We start from the raw sequence: 17,216 nt of genomic DNA, 5'->3' as shown, positions 1-17,216 counted from the left end.
CGCTTGTCGTTTGATGGCGTTGGAAGGAGGTGCAGTCCTTTATCATCGCCCACCTCGCTCTTAAAGCGGTCTCGCGCGACTGCGGCAGAGTAACGACCTTTCAGGTCTGATCTCAGGCATCGGTTGCACCTTGGCAGAAATGCATTAGCCTGAGCCTTCGGTCGCGCGATCGCACACCCTCAAGCGGAGACCCAGATGGAGCGCACTCATCCCCTAATCAACAACATCTCCGGCAGCTATGTCGCGCAAAGCGCGATATCGGGGCAGGGGTTGTTCGCCGGTGACGACTACGAAACCGGAGACCCCGTGGGGCATCTGGACGGACAGGTGGTCAACGTGGACGATCATCCGCAGGCCCTGTCGGGGGAATGGAACGGGTTGGGGGATGCGCACGTGCTTTACCGTGCATTCTCGACATCCTATTCCTTCATAAACCACAGCCCTGATCCGAATCTCGAAATCGACCGCGCGACCATGTGGATGCGCGCGCGCAGGCCGATCCGTGCGGGTGAAGAATTTACCCTCGACTACCTCGAACACGGTGTGCCGTTGATTTACAAAGCCAAAGGGTTGGGAACCTATCTTGATACGAAGTAAGTATTTTATTCATCCCCTTGGCATCAAGACGAAGTCAAAGCTTGATCTGGCCCTGCGTCTGCGCGCGATCATCAATGCGCCAACCCAATCATCCAAACCGCCCGACCGTATCTTGCGCGACAACCGCTCGGATGTGGCGTTGAGCGATGAAGTGGATGACTTTTCGGGTGCCGCATTCTCCAGGTGTTTCGAAGCCCTGAGGCGCAATCATTCTGCCGAATGGTCCATCGCAATCCCCGGCCTGGATGTGGCAGAGGGCGGGGGGGCGTATTTTTCCAAACTGTATTTGTTGAACTCGGGCGACTTGTGTGTGGTGACAGGGCTGAACGGCACGTTCTCCGACGATGAGTTCGCCCAAGGTACGGATTGGTATCGCAAGGAAATATTGCCCGACATCAAGGCGTTCGTTACCGCCGTCGTTCAGGCATCCGCTATGACCAGCGATGAAAAGACATCGTTGGATTTCAACACGCCAATCCACACGGTCTTTGGATTGGGGCTGCCCGATGTGTCGGGGTTCGCAGTCGTGGCCGATCAGTTCCGGTCGGAGGGTTTGGACGCGACCGAGAGATGTATTTCCCAAGACAGCCAGGATACGTGGCGGCTTTATGGCGGGTGGAGTTATTCTGCTATTCAGCGAACGGACTACGGCGAGGAATTCTATTTCGTGTCAGTCATGGTGCGGATGCAGAACGAATGGTTTGCGCTGCGGCGCTGGCGGCGTCAGGTCCTGATCGAAGGTGACAGCCCGATGATGGCAAAGAACCACCGCGATCTGAAGCAGAAACACACCGCCATCCACGAGATGCTCTATCTGCTGCAACGTCATCAGCAGGAAGCTTTCGATTTCCGCGCCAATCTGAAGCCGTGGCTGCAAAAAGCGTGCGAAGGGGTGTCCTCGTTTTGGGATCTGCCCAAGGATTACGAATTTATCAACGCCTCGACGGGCGGGCTGCGTGATCTGATTTCGTTTTCGATCCAGGAACGTGAATTGGCGCAATCGCGGGTTCAGTCACGTGTTTTGTATCTTATCGCGGGGTTCGACACGCTGGCCCTGTCGGGTTTCCTACTTTCGGTGCTGTCATTCCAGCGATCCGAGCAGAGTACGCTACCGATGATCGACGGTCTGCTGAACGACACTTTCGTGGCGGCGTTGTTGAGCCTGAATGTTGTTTTCTTCTTTATGGTTCTGGTTTTGGCCTTCGTGCGGGCGCGGTAGGGTTGCTTCTACGCCATGTGCCGCTGATCGCGGAGGGGCGCTGGCCCGATGAGGGGCAGCGCTAGGCACTTCCCAAGAGATCTCTTGCGATGCGCTCGAATATGGCGCTTCCGATCGGGATGAGACCGTCGGGGAAATCGTAGTCCGGATTGTGCAGCGCCGCATAGTTTTCATCCGGCCCCAAGCACAGCATCGCCGCTTTAGCGCTCCACCCGAAGACGCCGAAGTCTTTTGACGCACGCATGGGAACGCCCGCATCACCATAAGCGACGTTTATGGCATCCATCGCCGTGACCTGATCGCGCAAAGCCCGTGCGCCTCGCCGTTTCATGATGTGCATATGCTCGCGCAATCTGTGCTGCGGCAGGTGTTTAGCTCGAATCTTGGGTGCATTTATCAGTCGACGCGTACGTCCCGCGTCAGTCGAGCGGGTTGACATCGTGCCACCGATGCAAAATAAGAGAATTAGCATTCCCGAATGAGTCGATCCAATGGCACGCACACGAGAATTCAATCCGGACGAAGCCTTGAGCGCCGCGATGCGTGTGTTCTGGGCCAAGGGGTATGGCGAGACAAGCTATGACGATCTGGTCAAAGGCACCGGCGTCAGCCGGAAGGGGCTCTACACGGCATTCGGGGACAAACATAAATTGTTTGTCGCGGCCCTCCGAAACTATCGGAAGACAATCGTCCCCCAGCTTTTCGGCGCTCTGAGTGAGGAGAGCGTGACCCCTGATGTCATTCGCCAGACGTTTCGGCAGCTGGCAGAAATGGCCGCGTCTGGCGCTGGTCAGACCGGCTGCTTCATGGCACGAACCTCCGCTGATATTGCGATGGATGATCCTGACGTCAAAGCGGTCATCGATCTGCATTGGAGCGATCTGCGCAAGCGTCTGAACGCCGCTCTCTTGGCCGCAGGTTATCCGCAGACGCGGGCAGATCAACTCGCGCCCTACTACGTTGGGGTGCTGCAGGGCCTGTTCACGCTCGCCCACGCCCGTGCGGACCGTGCGATCATCGAACCGTTCATCGAAGAGGCGCTGACCGCCCTGTCGTAAAAATTTTTAACCCATAAGAGAATACATGTTCTCGAAAAGGAGGCCAATGTGAGCCGGACCAATGCAAAGAGCCATCAAATCGGGCGGGACCAATGACGCTGCTGCGCGAAACGGGGCAGATCATGGCGCGGCCGGATGTCGTCTGGAGCGTTCTGGCCCGCTACGGGTCCGTAGATGCATTCAGCCCGCATGTGGCGCAGTCGTTCATCATCGAAGGCACGCCTGACGCCGGTCTCGGTGCCGCACGTCAATGTAATCTCGCGGACGGCAAAAACCATGTGAAAGAGCGTGTCACGGCCTGGACCGACGGCTCCTCGTACTCGGTCGAGATTTACGAGGGAACGATGCCCATCCGCGACGCTTATTCGACTGTGAGCGTGGAAGAGACGGCGCCGGGCAGGACCAGGGCAACCATTGAAATCGGGTATGAACCAAAATTCGGCCCCTTAGGTAATTTGATGGACCTGATCCTGATCAAACCGCGCTTGAGCAAGGTGGCCGGCGACAACCTTGAAGGTTTGCGCGCTTTTGTGATGGGGCAGGGCGATGCCGGAAAGGGATCGTCGTGACCCTTTCTGCCCTTCCGATCCTCTTTGGCCTACAGCTCGGCTTCCTGTGCGCGATGGGGTTGACGGCGCGGTCGTTTGCCGCGGTCATCACCGCGCTGATCGTCGGGTTCGTCCTCTCAATCTGGGCAAGCGCCAGCGCGATCATGGCTGTGAATGGCGTGTACGAGAGCGACAGGTTTCTGGCGCTTTTGCCCGGTCTGTGGCTTCCCGTCGTACCGTTCGCGCTCGGCTTTGCGGCGCTGACGGTTCCGATGGTCCGCAAGGGGCTGTTGGACATGTGTGCTGCCACGCCCGACCACTGGTTCGTCGCCATCCAAGCCCTGCGCATTGCGGCGGTCGGGACGCTGATCAAGACGGTTCAGGGGGATTTCCCGTTGGAGGTCGAGCTGGCCATCGGCGTGACCGATCTTGCCTTCGGGCTCTCTGCGCTCTGGCTTTTCTTCAAGGCACGCCGCAGTCGAATTTCCGCTGACGCGCTCGGGCTTTGGCACATCGTCGGCGTTCTGATCATCATCGTTCCGGGCCTGATCGCCATACAGACGGGGCTGCCCGGCCCGATGCGCGTGTTCTCCGAATATCCCACCTCGGAAGTGATGCTTGATTGGCCAATGGTTCTCGCGCCGAGCCTTGTCGTCCCGAATTTTCTTCTGCTCAACGTGCTGGCCGCATTCGCCGCCTATCGGCGAAGGGTGTCCGGACCCACCGAAAGGACCATCAAACATGGCTGAAAACCGCATTCTTGTCGCCGGAGCCACCGGACAGGTGGGCGCGCAAGTTGTCCGCATTCTGCTCGACAAGGGCTACTTTGTACGTGCTCTGATCAGGGATCCAAACCGCAAGGTGGAAGGCCTCGAAGGTGCCGGAGGAACCCTGGAATACGCGGTCGGGTCGCTGGAGGATCGGGCCAGTCTCGCGAAAGCGATTGAAGGGATCGATACGGTCGTATCCTCCGCCAACGGGATCATTCCGTCAGGCAAGACCATGTCGATCAAGAAAATGTCCGCGGGTGGTTACGAGGCGTTCATTTCCGCCGCCGAAGAGGCCGGCGTGCGCCATTGGGTGCAATCTTCGGTCCCGAGCTGGAGCAAGGAGCACACTGTGCCCGAACTCGCAGGCAAACGGTTGATCGAGCAGCGCCTAGAGCGTTCGCCGATTGCGGCCACCATCGTTCGCAATCCGGCGTTTATGGATGTGTGGATGGTGATGACAGGGGCCGTGCAGGCGCAGTCCGCTCATCCTCATGCGACCACAAAGCGGCCCTACGGGTTCATGCGCATGTGGCAGGGCCTTGCGGGCAATCTGGTTGTCAAACGCGGCATCATGCTGGCCCCCGGTGGCAGGAACCACGGCTCTGCCTTCATCGCGACAACCGACGTCGCCCATATGATGGCAGGCATAGTCGGCAAACAGGCGAGCTTTAACCGGACCATCGAGGCTGGCGGGCCGGAATGGCTGACGTGGGCGGAGGTCGCGGTGCTGTTGTCGAAGCACGCGCATCGGCCTGTGCGCGCGGTCAAAATGCCCGGCTGGTTCGCCCGGATGGGGCAATTGATGATGAAACCCGTGGCACCCTCGGCGGCAAGCATTCTGGCGTTGATCCATCTGGTGTCGAGCCACCAGCCGAAATGGGATTCAGCGCCCATCGTCGAGGAGTTCGATCTGCCCAAACAGACGACGCTTGCCGAATACCTCGATCAGAACTGGTCCGACATGACCTGACTGCACACGCACCTCACCAAAGAAATACAGGAAAGCTCTATGGAAACTCTTATCTCGATCACCTTCTGGAACGTCATCCTGCTCGGGGCGCTTCTGCTGCTGCAACCTCTCGTCCGGGACATCAAGGTCGGGTTCAAATACACGATCTCGAACTTCGATGAACGGGTCGATGAGGGCATTTTTGCCAACAGGCTCGCGATGGTCCGCTCCAACCAGATCGAGGCCTTGATGCTTTGGGTGCCGATTGTTCTGCTGGCTGTCATCGTTATCCCGGATCTGTCCCACCCTCATCTCGGTCTGATCGCTCGCGTCTTTCTGGCTGCGCGGCTGGCCTATGTGGCGGTGTCGTTGGCTGGCATTCCGCTTCTACGCTCGGGCGCCTGGACTGTTGGTTACGCAGCCTGGGCGTACCTTGCCTGGATCGTCTTCACGGGCGGCGCGGCCTGAGCCCCGTCGACCGTGAACCGCCGCATCTGGCACGTCACTGGCGCGCCCGATCTTTTGCCCGCTTCGAACTTGAGAGGAATTGCATGACAGACGCCGATATTTTTCTTGCCGATTTGTGCTGGGGGCCTTGGGCCGCCGAACAGAGGGAGGGCTTGGTTCGGGCGATGTATGGCGCGGTCGGCGCGTGGACTGAAAGCCTTCGCAAGTCATGAGTATCCAGTCGCAAATCCTGCCCACTTCGGGGGAATATCCCGCCCTTGAAATCCAGCGATCCGGTGCCCTTGGCGATGCTTCGCGACCCGCGATCCTCTTTCTGCATGGCTATACATCCGGTGCCTGGCAATTTGCCGAACAAGCGATGCCGATACTGGCCGAGGACGGCTGGACGTCATTCGCCCTCAACCTGCGCGGCCACGGTCGCAGCGGCGGACGCGAGGGTATTCGCACGGCAAGATTTGCCGATTACGCGTCGGATGTGGCCCGTGCGGTCGCGCATATCGAAGGCGAAACAGGACAAACACCGATCCTCGGCGGCCATTCGCTCGGGTCGGTATTGGTGCGCAACTACGCCGCACGACATGCGGTGCCGGCAATCGCGCTGCTCTCTTTCGGGGATATCAAGCTCGGGATGAAAGGGTTCATGGGGTGGATGATCAAACGATACCCCGTTCAGGGAATGATGGGCATGTTGACCGGTCGCCCATCCGCGATGTTCACGAAATTCGGGCCGCAATACGACGTCATGTATGCCGGTCATGATCGGGATGCGGTGCGCAGGAATGTCGAAAGGCTCATGGCGCAACCCGACAGCGACAAGGTGTTCATGGAATTGGGAAAACTTGATCTCACCCAACCGGTTGGAAACCCGCCTGTATTTGTGATGGCCGGAGATCGCGACCCGATCGCCTCCGGCGGGAGCGTTCCCGCTCTCGCGCGGAAGCTGGGCACAAAAGCCGTGATGTTACCGGGCCAAGCCCACGATATTCTTGCGGGTCCGGACTGGCGCACCGGCGTCGGACATCTCCGGGACTGGCTCAATGCACAATTTCCGCAAGTTCAATCTTGAGGCGCACGCAGGGGCGATGCCGAGCGGAGCTTTTGGCCCTTCGCAACTTTGATTGCCAGAAAGTCAGCATTTTGTGCAGGGGTGTTTGCAGTTGGGTCGTGAACGAAACCTCCCTGCGTTGATGGTGTCACCTTTTGCGATGCTGGTCATGTTCCAGACGCTGAGTTGACCCGTCGGGCGGTCCGGTCGTCTGATCCTCGAACATCATGCCGACCGTACGGAACACGGACAACCGATCCAGTAGTTCCGTGTTCGACGAAACACCGACCTTTTCATAGATCATCTGGATCTGGTTTCGCACGGTTTTGGGCGCACGGCCCGAGGTTTGCGCAATGCTGGCTGCGCTTTCGCCGGTCAGAAGCCCCTGACAAACCGCTGCTTCGCGCTTGGAAAGGTCGAAAACATCTTCAAGCAGGGGGGCGTTGACGGCATCCTGTTCCGATTGCCCCACGAAGATCGCAAACATGCGTTCCTCATCAAGCAGATGTCTGTCGACGGCACTGGCGTCCCGCATCGAGGGGCGGAACGGGGAAATGGCGAGCAGCAACGGCGCGTCCTGCGTGTCCACCCGCAAGCCGCTTTGGACCATATCACGGCTTGTCTGCATGAGCTTTTGGACGAGGTCGGCCGTGGCATATTCGTCATCAAGCCTGAGCCGCCCGTCGGCGGATTTGTGAAAGGGATCACCGCGCTCCAGCAGCCTGCGACCGGCTGCATTGCCAAAAAGGAACTTGCCCCGCACATCGGTGACCAGCATCGGCAAAATGATCCCGTCCATGAAGCCGCTGAAAACCTCGGTGAATTTTTTGGCCAAGGCCAACGCGCGCGCCAGCTGACCCGCACGCGACGCATGCGGCGCGAGGAGTTTGAGAAGCTCGAATAAGGGGTCGTGAAGCGCCGCTTCGAGCTTAGGGTCTTCGGGGATGCCGAATGACATGAATGCAACACGATCCGCGTAGTGATCAAGTTTGATGTGAATGCTGTGACACAGGCCCGCCGGTTGCAGGAATTCGATATACATGGGCGAGCTGCGCCACTCGCTTTCGACGACGAATTTCTTTGACCGCGCGACGAAGCCGTTTGGCGTAAGCGGCATGGCTTGTGCCGCGGGCATTCCGTTGATGGCATAGGTCAGCTGCAAAGGCTTGCGCGAAAGCGTCTGGCTGATCTCGGCGCTCGCGAATTTGACGGTCTGTTGGTCGCCTATCGTCCCGTGCACCATAGCCGCCACACCGGGGAACATCTCGCAGATGCGGGTCATGAAGGCGTGCCATTGCGCCTGTTCAAAGGCGGAGTCGTAGACAAGGCCGATCAGGTCAGAGAGTTCTTCTGGAGTGGGTGGGATCGCCGCCATGGAAAACCCTAACCCGACATCGGCTTTTAGGCAAATTTACCCAGTCGGGTTTGGGCAATCTGGCTCATGAAACCTTTTCCGCCATCGGCAAAACTGTCCTTGTTCAACCAAAGGAGGTCACCCGATGATCCGCATAGTCCAAAAACTCGCACCGCTCACCCTTGTCATTCTCAGCCTGACATCCGCCGCAGCATCGGCGCAATCAATGAGCTTTCCGACCATGGATTTTCCGGGCTCCGGCACCGGTTGGGGATGCCACTTCACCGGCGGATGCGGCACCGCAACTGGGTCGGGGAACGGCGAAAGTTAAGGTCTGTGGGACCGAAAGCTGTGGGCTTTGCCACCCCAAGTCACTTTGCCCGCACGGGCAGGGCCCACGACACGGCTCGAAAAATTTGGGCAATATGCCCCATGAAAGCGGCATCTGCGTGCTGTAGTTTTTGACGGGTCGCTGTGCCGCAACAGCCGTTTATTGCATTGAAGGATCAGTCCTATGAGCCAATCATTCGTGACCTGCCTTGGCTTTTCCTTGCAAATTGGCGGTGTCGTTGCCGCCGGCGTGGTCTGTGCCGCCAGCGTCATTGCATTGGCCGCAATCCGGCACATCAAGGCGTCAAATAGCAAGCTGCGTTTTTGACGCCGCCCCCCAAGCCGGCTCTATCCCAACAGGGGGCGCTCCATGAAGTAAACGTAAGGCTTCCATTCGGACGGAAATCCGTCAGGGTGCGGCACCGCGCGAAAACCGGCAGCCTCATACATCGTTCTGGCATGGGTCAGAAAGGTCGCCGATGAAAAGATGACTTTTTGATAGCCGTCCTCGATCATCTGATCGAACATCCGGTTCAGCAAAAGGCGGCCAACCCCGTGTCCACGCCCCCCCTCGCTTACGAACATGCGATTAAATTCCGCAAGGCCATCGGATTGCGCATTGTACATAACACAACCGACCGGTTTGTCGTTGAGGGACGCGAGAAAAATTGCACCATGGGGACGCGCGTGAAGCGTTGGGAGGTCTTTCAGTATCTCTTGGAAACGCGCGGGGTCCATCGGGTTTCCCTCTGTTGGCCAATCAGAAGGATAGTGCGACCAATGCCAGTCAAGCCACTGGCGGCACAGATCGCGCACCTGTTCGATATCGGTTTCGTTCGTTGCGCGTCTTATCGAGAGTGCCATGTGTCTGCTCCGAACTGACCTTCGTCGAGATACCGTGGGTTCTTTGGTCCGACGCGTCAAATGAATTGGATGGCGGGGTTTCGGTTCGGCTGTGCAAATGGTCGTTACAGTGCAGTGTCACGCTTGGATTTCATGGGCCGGAACGGGTCGCTCGGCCTGTTCTTGCGCGCCCGGGTGGCGAGAGTTCTTAACGAGGGCCTTTACCAGATCGTCCTTTGCGACCGGCTTTTCAACAAACGTAAAGTCCAAAGCTGTGCTGTCGGCGGGCGATGATTTACCGCTTACCAAGACGAGCTGTGCGACAGGTAAATGCGCCCGCGCCTGCGTCAGAAGCTCCATTCCGTTTATGTCTGCTCCCAGATCGAAGTCGCTGACAACCACGTCGAAGACGCCGTTTTCAAGGGATTTGAGGGCGGCCTTGGGTGACATACTGGTTTTCACATCGAACCCGAGCGTCAGCAGTTTTTCTTTCGTCGCGCGCAGATCGCGGTCACTGTCGTCGACGACCAACGCCCGCATCCCTTTGAACTGCGAGGGGTGGTTTCTGTGGCCGCTGACCAGTGGCAGTGCGACGGTGATGCGTGTGCCGGCACCGACCGTGCTGTCGATGTCGAGCCGTCCGCCGCTTTGGCTGATGAACCCATAAACAATGGACAGCCCCAATCCGGTGCCACCCTGTCCTGCGCGGGTCGTGAAAAAGGGCTCGATCGCTTTGCAGCGGATGTGTTCAGGCATTCCGGCACCGGTATCCGACACGACCATTTCGGCATAACCTTCAGGGGTCTTGGCAAGTGTGATCCTGATGGCACCTGATCCGTCAATCGCATTGTTCGCATTCAGCACGAGGTTCAGGATCGCGGATTCCAATTGGCCCGGGTCGGCCTGGACCCATATCGGTTCATCGGCGAGTTCGACGTGCAGCGCGACCGCGTCCTGCAGACCGATCTCGACCAGATCCATCATGCCGGACAAAAGGGCATTCAGGTCGAAGATTTCGGGCGAAAGGGGCTGTTTGCGTGCGAACGCCAAAAGCCGCTCTGTCATGGACGCGCCGTAGTCCACGGCGTTTTCGATCGCAGTGAGGTTGCCGGTGTCATCGCCCTGTTGTTTTTGCAGCAGATGGGCGTGCGTCCGGATCGCGGACAGCACGCTCGCAAAATCATGCGCCGTATCGCCCGCCAATTTGCCCAAAAGCTCGATCCGGTCAATCTGCGCCATACGGTCGGCGATCTTGCGTTGTTCGGTGACGTCGGAGATGAGCCAGACACGGCCTTCGTCAGGCAGCCTGCTGGCCCTGATTTCAAGTGTCTGGCCCAAGTCGCTTGTCAGAACCAGATGACCCCGATGCGTGACGCTTAACCCTTCCGCCTTGGCAGACGCGCCGAAGTCGGATGTCCTAAGCCAGTCGACAAGGGACCCCTTGATGGCATCGTGGCCAAGAATGCGCACAAAGGCGGGGTTTGTCGCGGTCAGTTTTCCTGTGTTGTCCGACAGGGCGATCCCGTCAGTGATGTTGACAAAGACCTTTTCAAACAGGGCATTGCGTTGATCGAGCAATCGGTTGGAACGATCGAGCCGCAAGGCATTTGCCCGAAACGCACGAAAGGAGCGGAACAGGTCGCCGATCTCGTCGTCGCCCCCCATCCGGCGGGGCAGGACGCTGCTGCGGTCGCCATTGGCAAGGCGGACCATCGCCTCTGACACGCGGCCGATGTTGAAGGCGACGTAGCGCGACACGAAAAGCGCGGCGATCAGCGCAAGGCCCAAGGCGGCCAGGCCGAGTGTGACGGTGAACAGGCGTGTGAACTGGATCATGCCGGAAGATGCCGCGCGCTCTGCGCCCAAGGCGGTCTCGGCCCGGCGGGCAAAATCAACGGCCAGTTCGTTGATCAGGTTGGCATCGCGCCTGATCCGGAACAGCGCGTTTTGCGCATCGAGCGTCAGGCCCAACTCCGCGCGGCGCAATTCGAAGACACCGGCATCGGTTTGCACAAGCCGCTGGAGGCGTTGCATGAACCGTGTCTGAGCCGCGGTGCGGGCGGCGGCCAACGCGAACTGACGCTGGCGCTGATAGTGGCGCTGTTCTTCTCCGACACCGATCAGATTGTCCGCATAGGCGGCGTTCAGGGCATCCGCGTTCATGCTTTGGAGCGTCCACCAGATCAGGCTTTCCCGCAGGCCGGTTGCTTCATCCTCGATCCGCGCGGTCGCCTCGTTGCGCAGGGTGCTTAGCGCGGCGACCCGGCTGCGCACCTGCGCCTGAACCTGATCAAGTAGCTGCGACGTCTGCATCAGGTCGCGGATGCTGCTGTCCATTTCATCCGTCAGCACCAGCAGCGCGTCGCGGGCGGCGTCGGCGATGTCTGACATGGGCCATTCCGCCCGCACGGTGGCAAGAACCTCCAGCAGCTTTTCGCCTTCCTGTTCCACGAGGACGTTGGAGCGTTGGTTCAGCAGATAGGGCGCAGATGTCGCAAGGTCGGAGGAGCGGTTGGACAATTCGATCGCGCGCGCCACTTGGGTTAGGGACCGCTGATGCACGTCCTGCAGGGCGTCATCCACCCGTTGCAGCGATACCCATGTCAGTACGCTGATGCAGACGATCGCCAGCGACAAAAGCGCGAGAGCCGTCCACAGCCGCCCCCGCACCGAGCGTGGCAGAAACCGCATCAATCGACGCTCCGCGCTGGGTCCATGATAAAGACATAGCCCTGTCCGCGCCGCGTCTGGAGGTGGACAGGTTTGGAGGGGTTTTCCTCGATCTTGCGGCGCAACCGCAGGATCAGCACATCGACCGTCCGGTCGACATATTTGGTAAGATCGCTGCCAAGTTCCGACAGCAGCTCCACCCGCGGAATGATTTCGTTCGGGCGGCTGAGAAAATAGTCAAGCAGCCGGTATTCGGCATTTGTCAGAAGAATTTCCGTTTCGGTTTCGTCAATCAGGATGCGCTGTTTCTGGTCCACCGTCAGACGTCCGAACCGCAGGCGCGTGTCGTCCGGTGGCACGCTCAGGGCTTCGGGCGATTTGCCGTAGCGGCGCAGGACGGCCCTGATCCGCGCGACCAGTTCGCGGGGGTTGAACGGTTTGAGCATGTAGTCGTCCGCACCGATCTCGAGCCCGACAATCTTGTCTGTTTCATCCCCCCGACCGGTCAGCATCACGATGGGCAGATCCTTGGTCCGCCGGATATCCATCGCAAGTGACAACCCGCTTTCGTCGCGCAGTTGCAGGTCGATCAAGACAAGATCGAGCGCGGTGCTGCGTTCTGTTGCGTGGAACTCGGAGATATTGGCCATCGGCACGGGGTCGAACTGGTTGGCTGACAACAGCGCAACCAACGCGTCGCGCATGGACGCCTCATCATCGACAATACCGATTTTTGGTCGGGTCATTGCCTTGCTCCTCCTCGACCCATCCTAGCACCAAGCCGGATCACCCGTCGCAGGCTTAATTGTTTCGAATGTTACAATTTCGACGCGCGTTTGTAAGATTATTAACCACAGCCGTGCGGTATTGTAGCATTGTTCATTCGGCCGCTGTGTCGTGGATGCGGGATCTTGCCTAGCATTGGACGGGCGACCGATACCCAAGTGTGTCGGGATCGCAGCAACCAATTGGGAGGATGAAATGAACAGATTTGGAGTGGTCTCTGCGTGCGCCTTGATGGTGTCCGCGACCGCCGCCTTTGCGGATGAAATCAGCGTTGTATGCAGCGCCGAGCAGGATTGGTGTGACCTCATGGTCGCCGCTTTCGAGGCGGAAAACCCCGATACGGACGTGTTGATGGTGCGCAAATCCACCGGTGAAACGCTCGCCCAGATCCGCGCCGAAGCGGGCAACCCCAAGATCGATGTGTGGTGGGGCGGGACGGGAGACCCGCATCTGATTGCCGCCGAAGAAGGGCTGACACAGCCGTCCGGCGCGGACACCAGCGAATTGCTCGGTTGGGCGCAGAACATGGCCGAGATTTCCAACGGTCGCACCATCGGCATTTATGCGGGCGCACTCGGCATTGCCTACAATACCGAAATTCTGGCCGACAAGAACGTCGCGCCCCCCGAATGCTGGGCTGATCTGGCCGACCCGCGGTTCGAGGGCGAAATTCAGGTGGCCAATCCCAACAGCTCCGGCACGGCCTATACCGAACTGGCGACATTCGTACAGTTGTTCGGCGAAGAAGAAGCGATGGAGCGGCTGGCGGCCATCGGGGCCAATGTGAACTCCTACACCAAATCCGGCTCCGCACCGACAAAGGCTGCGGCACGTGGTGAAACCGGCGTCTCCATCGGTTTCATGCACGACATGGTCAACCAGGCCGCGATCGGTTTCCCGCTGGCGATTGTCGCCCCATGCGAAGGGACGGGATACGAGGTGGGCGCGGTGTCCATCATCGAGGGTGCGCGCAACTTTGAGGGCGCGCAACGCTGGGTCGAATTTGCCTTGCGGGCCGATGTCCAGTCCCGTGCACCGGAGGTTGGGTCTTTTCAGGTGCCGTCCAATTCCAACGCGCAGGTGGCGCCCCAATCGCCTGATCTCGCTTCGATCAAGCTGATCGATTACGATTTCGCGACCTACGGATCCTCCGATACCCGTGAGCGTCTGTTGGCCCTTTGGGATGATAAAGTGGGCGATCCGAACCCCCAGTAACAAGACCTCCCTGTCGGTTGGGCTGCTCCCGTCAGCCCCACCGAACGGATGCCCCGCCATCGCTGTGGGGCATCCGCCAAATTTCGTGTGGAACAGTAAAATGAAGAAGACAGTCCTGATCTGGCTGGCGCTGGGGCTTTGCAGCTTTGTGCTGCTGCCGTGGCATATGACCGACGGGGGCCTTTTGCGCCTTGAATGGATGTCCGACGGTGAGCCGTCCTCGGCCCTCATGCGCGTCGCGGCAGGCCAGTGGTGGCTGGCGCCGATGGGGTTTGCGTTGCTCCTCGCACTGATCTTTCAACTTGCCGTAGAGGACCCCGTCAGGCGCGCGCGGCTGACGCTTGGCACCTGTGTTGCGGGGCTTGGCGTGATGGCCGTGCAGGGGCTCGTCATCGTACAGGCCGGCCCGCGCATATTCGAAGGGTTGCTGAGCGGAGATGTCGTGCAGGCAGGGCAGGCGGGTATGGGCGCCGGTGCCGCACTTTCCGCGCTTGCACTGTTGTTTGCGGCGACGATTTCGGTGTCCCAGTCGGGCAAGGGGCAGGGCGACGCTTTTGTGGTCAGCACCATCGGGCTGATTGTGGCGCTTGTCGCGATCTTTGTGTTTTTTCCCGTGATCCACATCCTTGTGCGCGCTTTCGAGATCGAGGGCGGCTATTCCATGACAGAGTTCTTCCCGCGCTTTTTCAGCAGTGAAATCTGGGGGCTGGGGTGCCTTGTGGCGGACCGGTCCTGCGGTGTCGGTATCAATTCGCTGTTTCTGGCGGTGATGACGGGTGCGGGCACGACCCTTCTGGGCCTGTCTTTCGCGCTGATTTTCACACGCACCGATTTTCGGGCCAAGAAACTGCTGCGCGTGCTGACAATCCTGCCGATCATCACGCCGCCCTTCGTGATCGGTCTTGCGCTTATCCTGCTGTTTGGTCGCGCGGGCACCGTGACCGAATTTTTTGCCGATCTGCTGGGGTGGGAAAAGACCCGCTGGCTCTATGGGTTCTGGGGCATTTATTTCGCGCAGCTTCTGTCTTTCACGCCGATTGCGTTTCTGGTCCTAATCGGCGTGGTGCAAGGCGTCAGCCCATCGATGGAGGAAGCCTCCCAGACGCTGGATGCCGACCGTTGGCAGACGTTCCGCTTTGTGTCCTTGCCGCTGATGCGGCCGGGCTTGGCCAATGCGTTCTTGCTGGGCTTTATCGAAAGCCTTGCGGATTTTGGCAATCCGCTGGTGTTGGGCAGTGGATACAACGTGCTGTCCACGGATATCTATTTCGCGATTGTGGGCGCTGTGGCCGATCCCGCGAAGGCTGCGATCCTCGCGATTGCGCTGCTGAGCCTCACGTTGTCGGCGTTTCTGGCGCAGCGCATGTGGCTGGGCAAGAAATCCTACGCCACAATCACCGGCAAGGCCGATAGCGGGCAGAACGCGGCGTTGAACCCGGTGCTGCGGACTGTCTGCTATGCCACGGCCCTGCCTTGGGCGGCACTGACGCTGATCGTCTATTCGATGATCATATTCGGCAGCTTCGTGAAACTCTGGGGCTATAACCACAGCTTCACGCTGGACCACTACAAGCGCGCCTTCAGCATTGATTTTGCCTCCGGTCGGTTCACCGGCGTGGCATGGGACAGCTATTTTACGACGCTCACGATCTCGACCATCGCGGCGCCGCTGACGGCGATTGTGGGCTTGGCCACGGCCTATCTTCTGGTGCGCCAGAAATTTGTCGGCAAGGACGCGTTCGAGTTCTCGACCATGTTGTCTTTCGCCATCCCCGGCACGGTCATCGGTGTCAGCTACATCATGGCGTTCAACTTCCCGCCGATCGAGCTGACAGGCACGTCGATTATCCTGATCATCGTCTTTGTCTTTCGCAACATGCCCGTGGGCGTGCGGGGCGGGATCGCCGCGATGAGCCAGCTGGACAAGAGCCTCGACGAGGCCTCCATCACCCTTGGAGCCAACAGCTTTACGACCGTGAGGCGTGTGATCGTGCCGTTGATGGGCCCCGCCATTCTGGCCGCACTCACCTACAGTTTCGTGCGCGCGATCACCTCGGTGTCGGCTGTGATCTTTCTGGTCAGTGCCAAACACAACATGGCCACGTCATTCATCGTGGGCCGTGTCGAAAACGGGGAATTCGGGCTCGCCATCGCCTATTCCGCGGTGCTCATCCTGACGATGCTGGCGGCCATCCTGCTTTTGCAACTTCTCGTCGGGGCGCGCCGTCTGCGCCGCGCCGACCGCGTACAAACCGCCGCAAAGCCGGCATGAGGATCCAGACCATGACCCAAGACCAAACAGGCGCTGTCCGCTTTGAACAGGTGGTGAAGAAATACGGCGAAGTGACCGCGCTCAAGCAGCTTGATCTGGCGATCGAACCGGGCAAGCTGGTCACGCTTCTGGGCCCGTCGGGCTGCGGCAAGACGACCACCCTGCGCCTGATTGCGGGGCTCGAGATGGCCACCCAAGGGCGCATCCTGATTGGGGGCGAGGACGTCACGCATCTGACGGCCACCTACCGCAAGGTGTCGATGGTTTTTCAGTCCTACGCGCTGTTTCCCCACATGACCGTGCGCGAAAACGTGGCCTATGGTCTCACGGTGAAATCCATGCCCAAGGCCGAGGCCGCGCAAAGGGCCGACGACGGGTTGGAGCTGGTCGGTCTGGCCGGTTTCGGTGACCGTTTGCCTAGCGAGCTTTCGGGCGGCCAGCAGCAACGGGTCGCCGTTGCCCGCGCCATCGTGCTGGAGCCGGAGGTGTTGTTGCTGGACGAGCCGCTGTCAAACCTTGATGCTAAGCTGCGCCGCCACGTGCGCGAGGAAATCCGCCAGATCCAGCAGCGCCTTGGCCTGACGGCGGTTTATGTGACGCATGATCAGGAAGAGGCCATGGCGGTATCGGACAACATCATCGTCATGAACGATGCCGAGATCGCGCAGATCGGTACGCCATCGGATCTTTACGAGGCGCCGTCCTCCGCGTTTATCGCGGATTTCATCGGCGACGCCAATCTTGTGACTTGCGATGTGAGGTCCGTATCGGAGGGCAAGGCCACCGCGGTTCTGGAGGGAGAGACCTTCACCGTTCCTGCCAGAAATGCCGCCAAAGGGGGCGCCCAAATGGTGCTGCGACCCCACGCGCTGACCCTAGGGGCACCCACGCAGCCGGGGATCAAAGGCGAAGTCAGCTATGCCGCCTACCTCGGCAAGGAAATGCAATATACGGTGGAAACCGCGATCGGGTCGCTGTTTGTCATTGCGCCGGTGCAGGCAAACGCCTTTGTGCAAGGCGATGCGGTGTCGGTCGGCATTCTGGAGGATCACGCACGTCTCGTCGCGCTCTGACGTGCGGGCAGACCATCTG

At 59.5% G+C, this 17,216-nt stretch carries 17 protein-coding genes and 1 pseudogene; 13 read left to right on the top strand and 5 right to left on the bottom strand.

Annotation, left to right across the window (positions count from 1 at the left end):
* The first annotated feature begins 195 nt into the window (after window positions 1-195).
* Entirely contained in the window at window positions 196-597 is a 402-nt protein-coding gene (locus tag K3756_RS10915; protein ID WP_259987303.1) for an SET domain-containing protein-lysine N-methyltransferase, read from the top strand.
* A complete protein-coding gene (locus K3756_RS10910) occupies window positions 584-1,816 on the top strand; it encodes a hypothetical protein (RefSeq protein ID WP_259987301.1) in 1,233 nt (410 codons plus the stop codon). Before K3756_RS10915 ends, K3756_RS10910 begins: the two co-directional genes overlap by 14 nt.
* 61 nt (window positions 1,817-1,877) lie before the next feature.
* Here K3756_RS10910 and K3756_RS10905 read toward each other — a convergent pair.
* Window positions 1,878-2,105 (bottom strand): annotated as a pseudogene (locus K3756_RS10905) (amidohydrolase); the annotation flags it as partial.
* A gap of 202 nt (window positions 2,106-2,307) precedes the next feature.
* Between K3756_RS10905 and K3756_RS10900 the strand changes: the two are divergent.
* The 6 genes from K3756_RS10900 to K3756_RS10875 all read left to right on the top strand — a co-directional run bounded on the left by K3756_RS10900 (window position 2,308) and on the right by K3756_RS10875 (window position 6,675).
* Window positions 2,308-2,874, top strand: a complete 567-nt coding sequence (locus tag K3756_RS10900) for a TetR/AcrR family transcriptional regulator (protein ID WP_259987299.1) — start codon at window positions 2,308-2,310, stop codon at window positions 2,872-2,874.
* Between the two features lie 92 nt (window positions 2,875-2,966).
* Window positions 2,967-3,443 carry an SRPBCC family protein gene (locus K3756_RS10895; RefSeq protein ID WP_259987297.1) on the top strand — a complete coding sequence of 159 codons (477 nt, stop codon included), beginning with the start codon at window positions 2,967-2,969 and terminating at the stop codon, window positions 3,441-3,443.
* Complete coding sequence (locus K3756_RS10890; RefSeq protein ID WP_259987295.1) at window positions 3,440-4,171, top strand: hypothetical protein; 732 nt, start codon at window positions 3,440-3,442, stop codon at window positions 4,169-4,171. Before K3756_RS10895 ends, K3756_RS10890 begins: the two co-directional genes overlap by 4 nt.
* Window positions 4,164-5,162, top strand: a complete 999-nt coding sequence (locus K3756_RS10885) for an SDR family oxidoreductase (protein ID WP_259987293.1) — start codon at window positions 4,164-4,166, stop codon at window positions 5,160-5,162. The genes K3756_RS10890 and K3756_RS10885 overlap by 8 nt, the downstream gene beginning before the upstream one ends.
* A gap of 39 nt (window positions 5,163-5,201) precedes the next feature.
* Window positions 5,202-5,609 (top strand): MAPEG family protein, encoded by a 408-nt coding sequence (locus K3756_RS10880; protein ID WP_259987291.1) that lies wholly within the window; start codon window positions 5,202-5,204, stop codon window positions 5,607-5,609.
* A gap of 208 nt (window positions 5,610-5,817) precedes the next feature.
* Window positions 5,818-6,675 carry an alpha/beta hydrolase gene (locus K3756_RS10875; protein WP_259987289.1) on the top strand — a complete coding sequence of 286 codons (858 nt, stop codon included), beginning with the start codon at window positions 5,818-5,820 and terminating at the stop codon, window positions 6,673-6,675.
* 127 nt (window positions 6,676-6,802) lie between these two features.
* Here the strand turns inward: K3756_RS10875 and K3756_RS10870 are convergent, their stop codons facing one another.
* A complete protein-coding gene (locus K3756_RS10870) occupies window positions 6,803-8,029 on the bottom strand; it encodes a helix-turn-helix transcriptional regulator (RefSeq protein ID WP_259987287.1) in 1,227 nt (408 codons plus the stop codon).
* A 124-nt stretch (window positions 8,030-8,153) separates the two neighbouring features.
* Here K3756_RS10870 and K3756_RS10865 point away from each other — a divergent pair, with 124 nt between their 5' ends.
* Window positions 8,154-8,339: a hypothetical protein gene (locus tag K3756_RS10865; RefSeq protein ID WP_259987285.1), complete on the top strand. Its 186-nt coding sequence runs from the start codon at window positions 8,154-8,156 to the stop codon at window positions 8,337-8,339.
* 183 nt (window positions 8,340-8,522) lie between these two features.
* Complete coding sequence (locus K3756_RS10860; protein ID WP_259987283.1) at window positions 8,523-8,666, top strand: hypothetical protein; 144 nt, start codon at window positions 8,523-8,525, stop codon at window positions 8,664-8,666.
* Between the two features lie 20 nt (window positions 8,667-8,686).
* Here K3756_RS10860 and K3756_RS10855 read toward each other — a convergent pair whose 3' ends face one another.
* From K3756_RS10855 to K3756_RS10845, 3 genes are read right to left on the bottom strand one after another with little or no spacing between them, the layout of a single operon-like run.
* The gene (locus tag K3756_RS10855) at window positions 8,687-9,262 is read right to left on the bottom strand and encodes a GNAT family N-acetyltransferase (protein ID WP_259987281.1); all 576 of its coding nucleotides are present in this window, start codon (window positions 9,260-9,262) and stop codon (window positions 8,687-8,689) included.
* A gap of 57 nt (window positions 9,263-9,319) precedes the next feature.
* Window positions 9,320-11,872, bottom strand: coding sequence for an ATP-binding protein (locus K3756_RS10850; protein ID WP_259987279.1), 2,553 nt, complete (start codon window positions 11,870-11,872; stop codon window positions 9,320-9,322).
* The gene (locus K3756_RS10845) at window positions 11,872-12,597 is read right to left on the bottom strand and encodes a response regulator (protein WP_259987277.1); all 726 of its coding nucleotides are present in this window, start codon (window positions 12,595-12,597) and stop codon (window positions 11,872-11,874) included. The genes K3756_RS10850 and K3756_RS10845 overlap by 1 nt, the downstream gene beginning before the upstream one ends.
* Before the next feature lie 235 nt (window positions 12,598-12,832).
* Between K3756_RS10845 and K3756_RS10840 the strand changes: the two genes are divergently transcribed.
* The 3 genes from K3756_RS10840 (at window position 12,833) to K3756_RS10830 (ending at window position 17,197) form a co-directional block, all read left to right on the top strand.
* Window positions 12,833-13,852, top strand: coding sequence for an ABC transporter substrate-binding protein (locus tag K3756_RS10840; protein WP_259987275.1), 1,020 nt, complete (start codon window positions 12,833-12,835; stop codon window positions 13,850-13,852).
* Between the two features lie 100 nt (window positions 13,853-13,952).
* Window positions 13,953-16,124, top strand: coding sequence for an iron ABC transporter permease (locus K3756_RS10835; RefSeq protein WP_259987274.1), 2,172 nt, complete (start codon window positions 13,953-13,955; stop codon window positions 16,122-16,124).
* A gap of 11 nt (window positions 16,125-16,135) precedes the next feature.
* A complete protein-coding gene (locus K3756_RS10830; RefSeq protein WP_259987272.1) occupies window positions 16,136-17,197 on the top strand; it encodes an ABC transporter ATP-binding protein in 1,062 nt (353 codons plus the stop codon).
* The last annotated feature ends 19 nt before the right edge of the window (window positions 17,198-17,216 follow it).

The organism is Sulfitobacter sp. S190, assembly GCF_025141935.1.
GTDB lineage: Bacteria > Pseudomonadota > Alphaproteobacteria > Rhodobacterales > Rhodobacteraceae > Sulfitobacter.
Note: the sequence above shows the minus strand (reverse complement) of the source record. Positions and strands in the feature narration are given on the sequence as shown.

What these genes read in the sequence shown, in the direction of transcription:
- K3756_RS10915 (WP_259987303.1), top strand. Translation starts at nt 196, where the DNA reads ATGGAGCGCACTCATCCCCTAATCAACAACATCTCCGGCAGCTATGTC.
- K3756_RS10900 (WP_259987299.1), top strand. Translation starts at nt 2,308, where the DNA reads ATGGCACGCACACGAGAATTCAATCCGGACGAAGCCTTGAGCGCCGCG.
- K3756_RS10895 (WP_259987297.1), top strand. Translation starts at nt 2,967, where the DNA reads ATGACGCTGCTGCGCGAAACGGGGCAGATCATGGCGCGGCCGGATGTC.
- K3756_RS10885 (WP_259987293.1), top strand. Translation starts at nt 4,164, where the DNA reads ATGGCTGAAAACCGCATTCTTGTCGCCGGAGCCACCGGACAGGTGGGC.
- K3756_RS10880 (WP_259987291.1), top strand. Translation starts at nt 5,202, where the DNA reads ATGGAAACTCTTATCTCGATCACCTTCTGGAACGTCATCCTGCTCGGG.
- K3756_RS10875 (WP_259987289.1), top strand. Translation starts at nt 5,818, where the DNA reads ATGAGTATCCAGTCGCAAATCCTGCCCACTTCGGGGGAATATCCCGCC.
- K3756_RS10870 (WP_259987287.1), bottom strand. Translation starts at nt 8,029, where the DNA reads ATGGCGGCGATCCCACCCACTCCAGAAGAACTCTCTGACCTGATCGGC.
- K3756_RS10865 (WP_259987285.1), top strand. Translation starts at nt 8,154, where the DNA reads ATGATCCGCATAGTCCAAAAACTCGCACCGCTCACCCTTGTCATTCTC.
- K3756_RS10860 (WP_259987283.1), top strand. Translation starts at nt 8,523, where the DNA reads ATGAGCCAATCATTCGTGACCTGCCTTGGCTTTTCCTTGCAAATTGGC.
- K3756_RS10850 (WP_259987279.1), bottom strand. Translation starts at nt 11,872, where the DNA reads ATGCGGTTTCTGCCACGCTCGGTGCGGGGGCGGCTGTGGACGGCTCTC.
- K3756_RS10845 (WP_259987277.1), bottom strand. Translation starts at nt 12,597, where the DNA reads ATGACCCGACCAAAAATCGGTATTGTCGATGATGAGGCGTCCATGCGC.
- K3756_RS10840 (WP_259987275.1), top strand. Translation starts at nt 12,833, where the DNA reads ATGAACAGATTTGGAGTGGTCTCTGCGTGCGCCTTGATGGTGTCCGCG.
- K3756_RS10835 (WP_259987274.1), top strand. Translation starts at nt 13,953, where the DNA reads ATGAAGAAGACAGTCCTGATCTGGCTGGCGCTGGGGCTTTGCAGCTTT.
- K3756_RS10830 (WP_259987272.1), top strand. Translation starts at nt 16,136, where the DNA reads ATGACCCAAGACCAAACAGGCGCTGTCCGCTTTGAACAGGTGGTGAAG.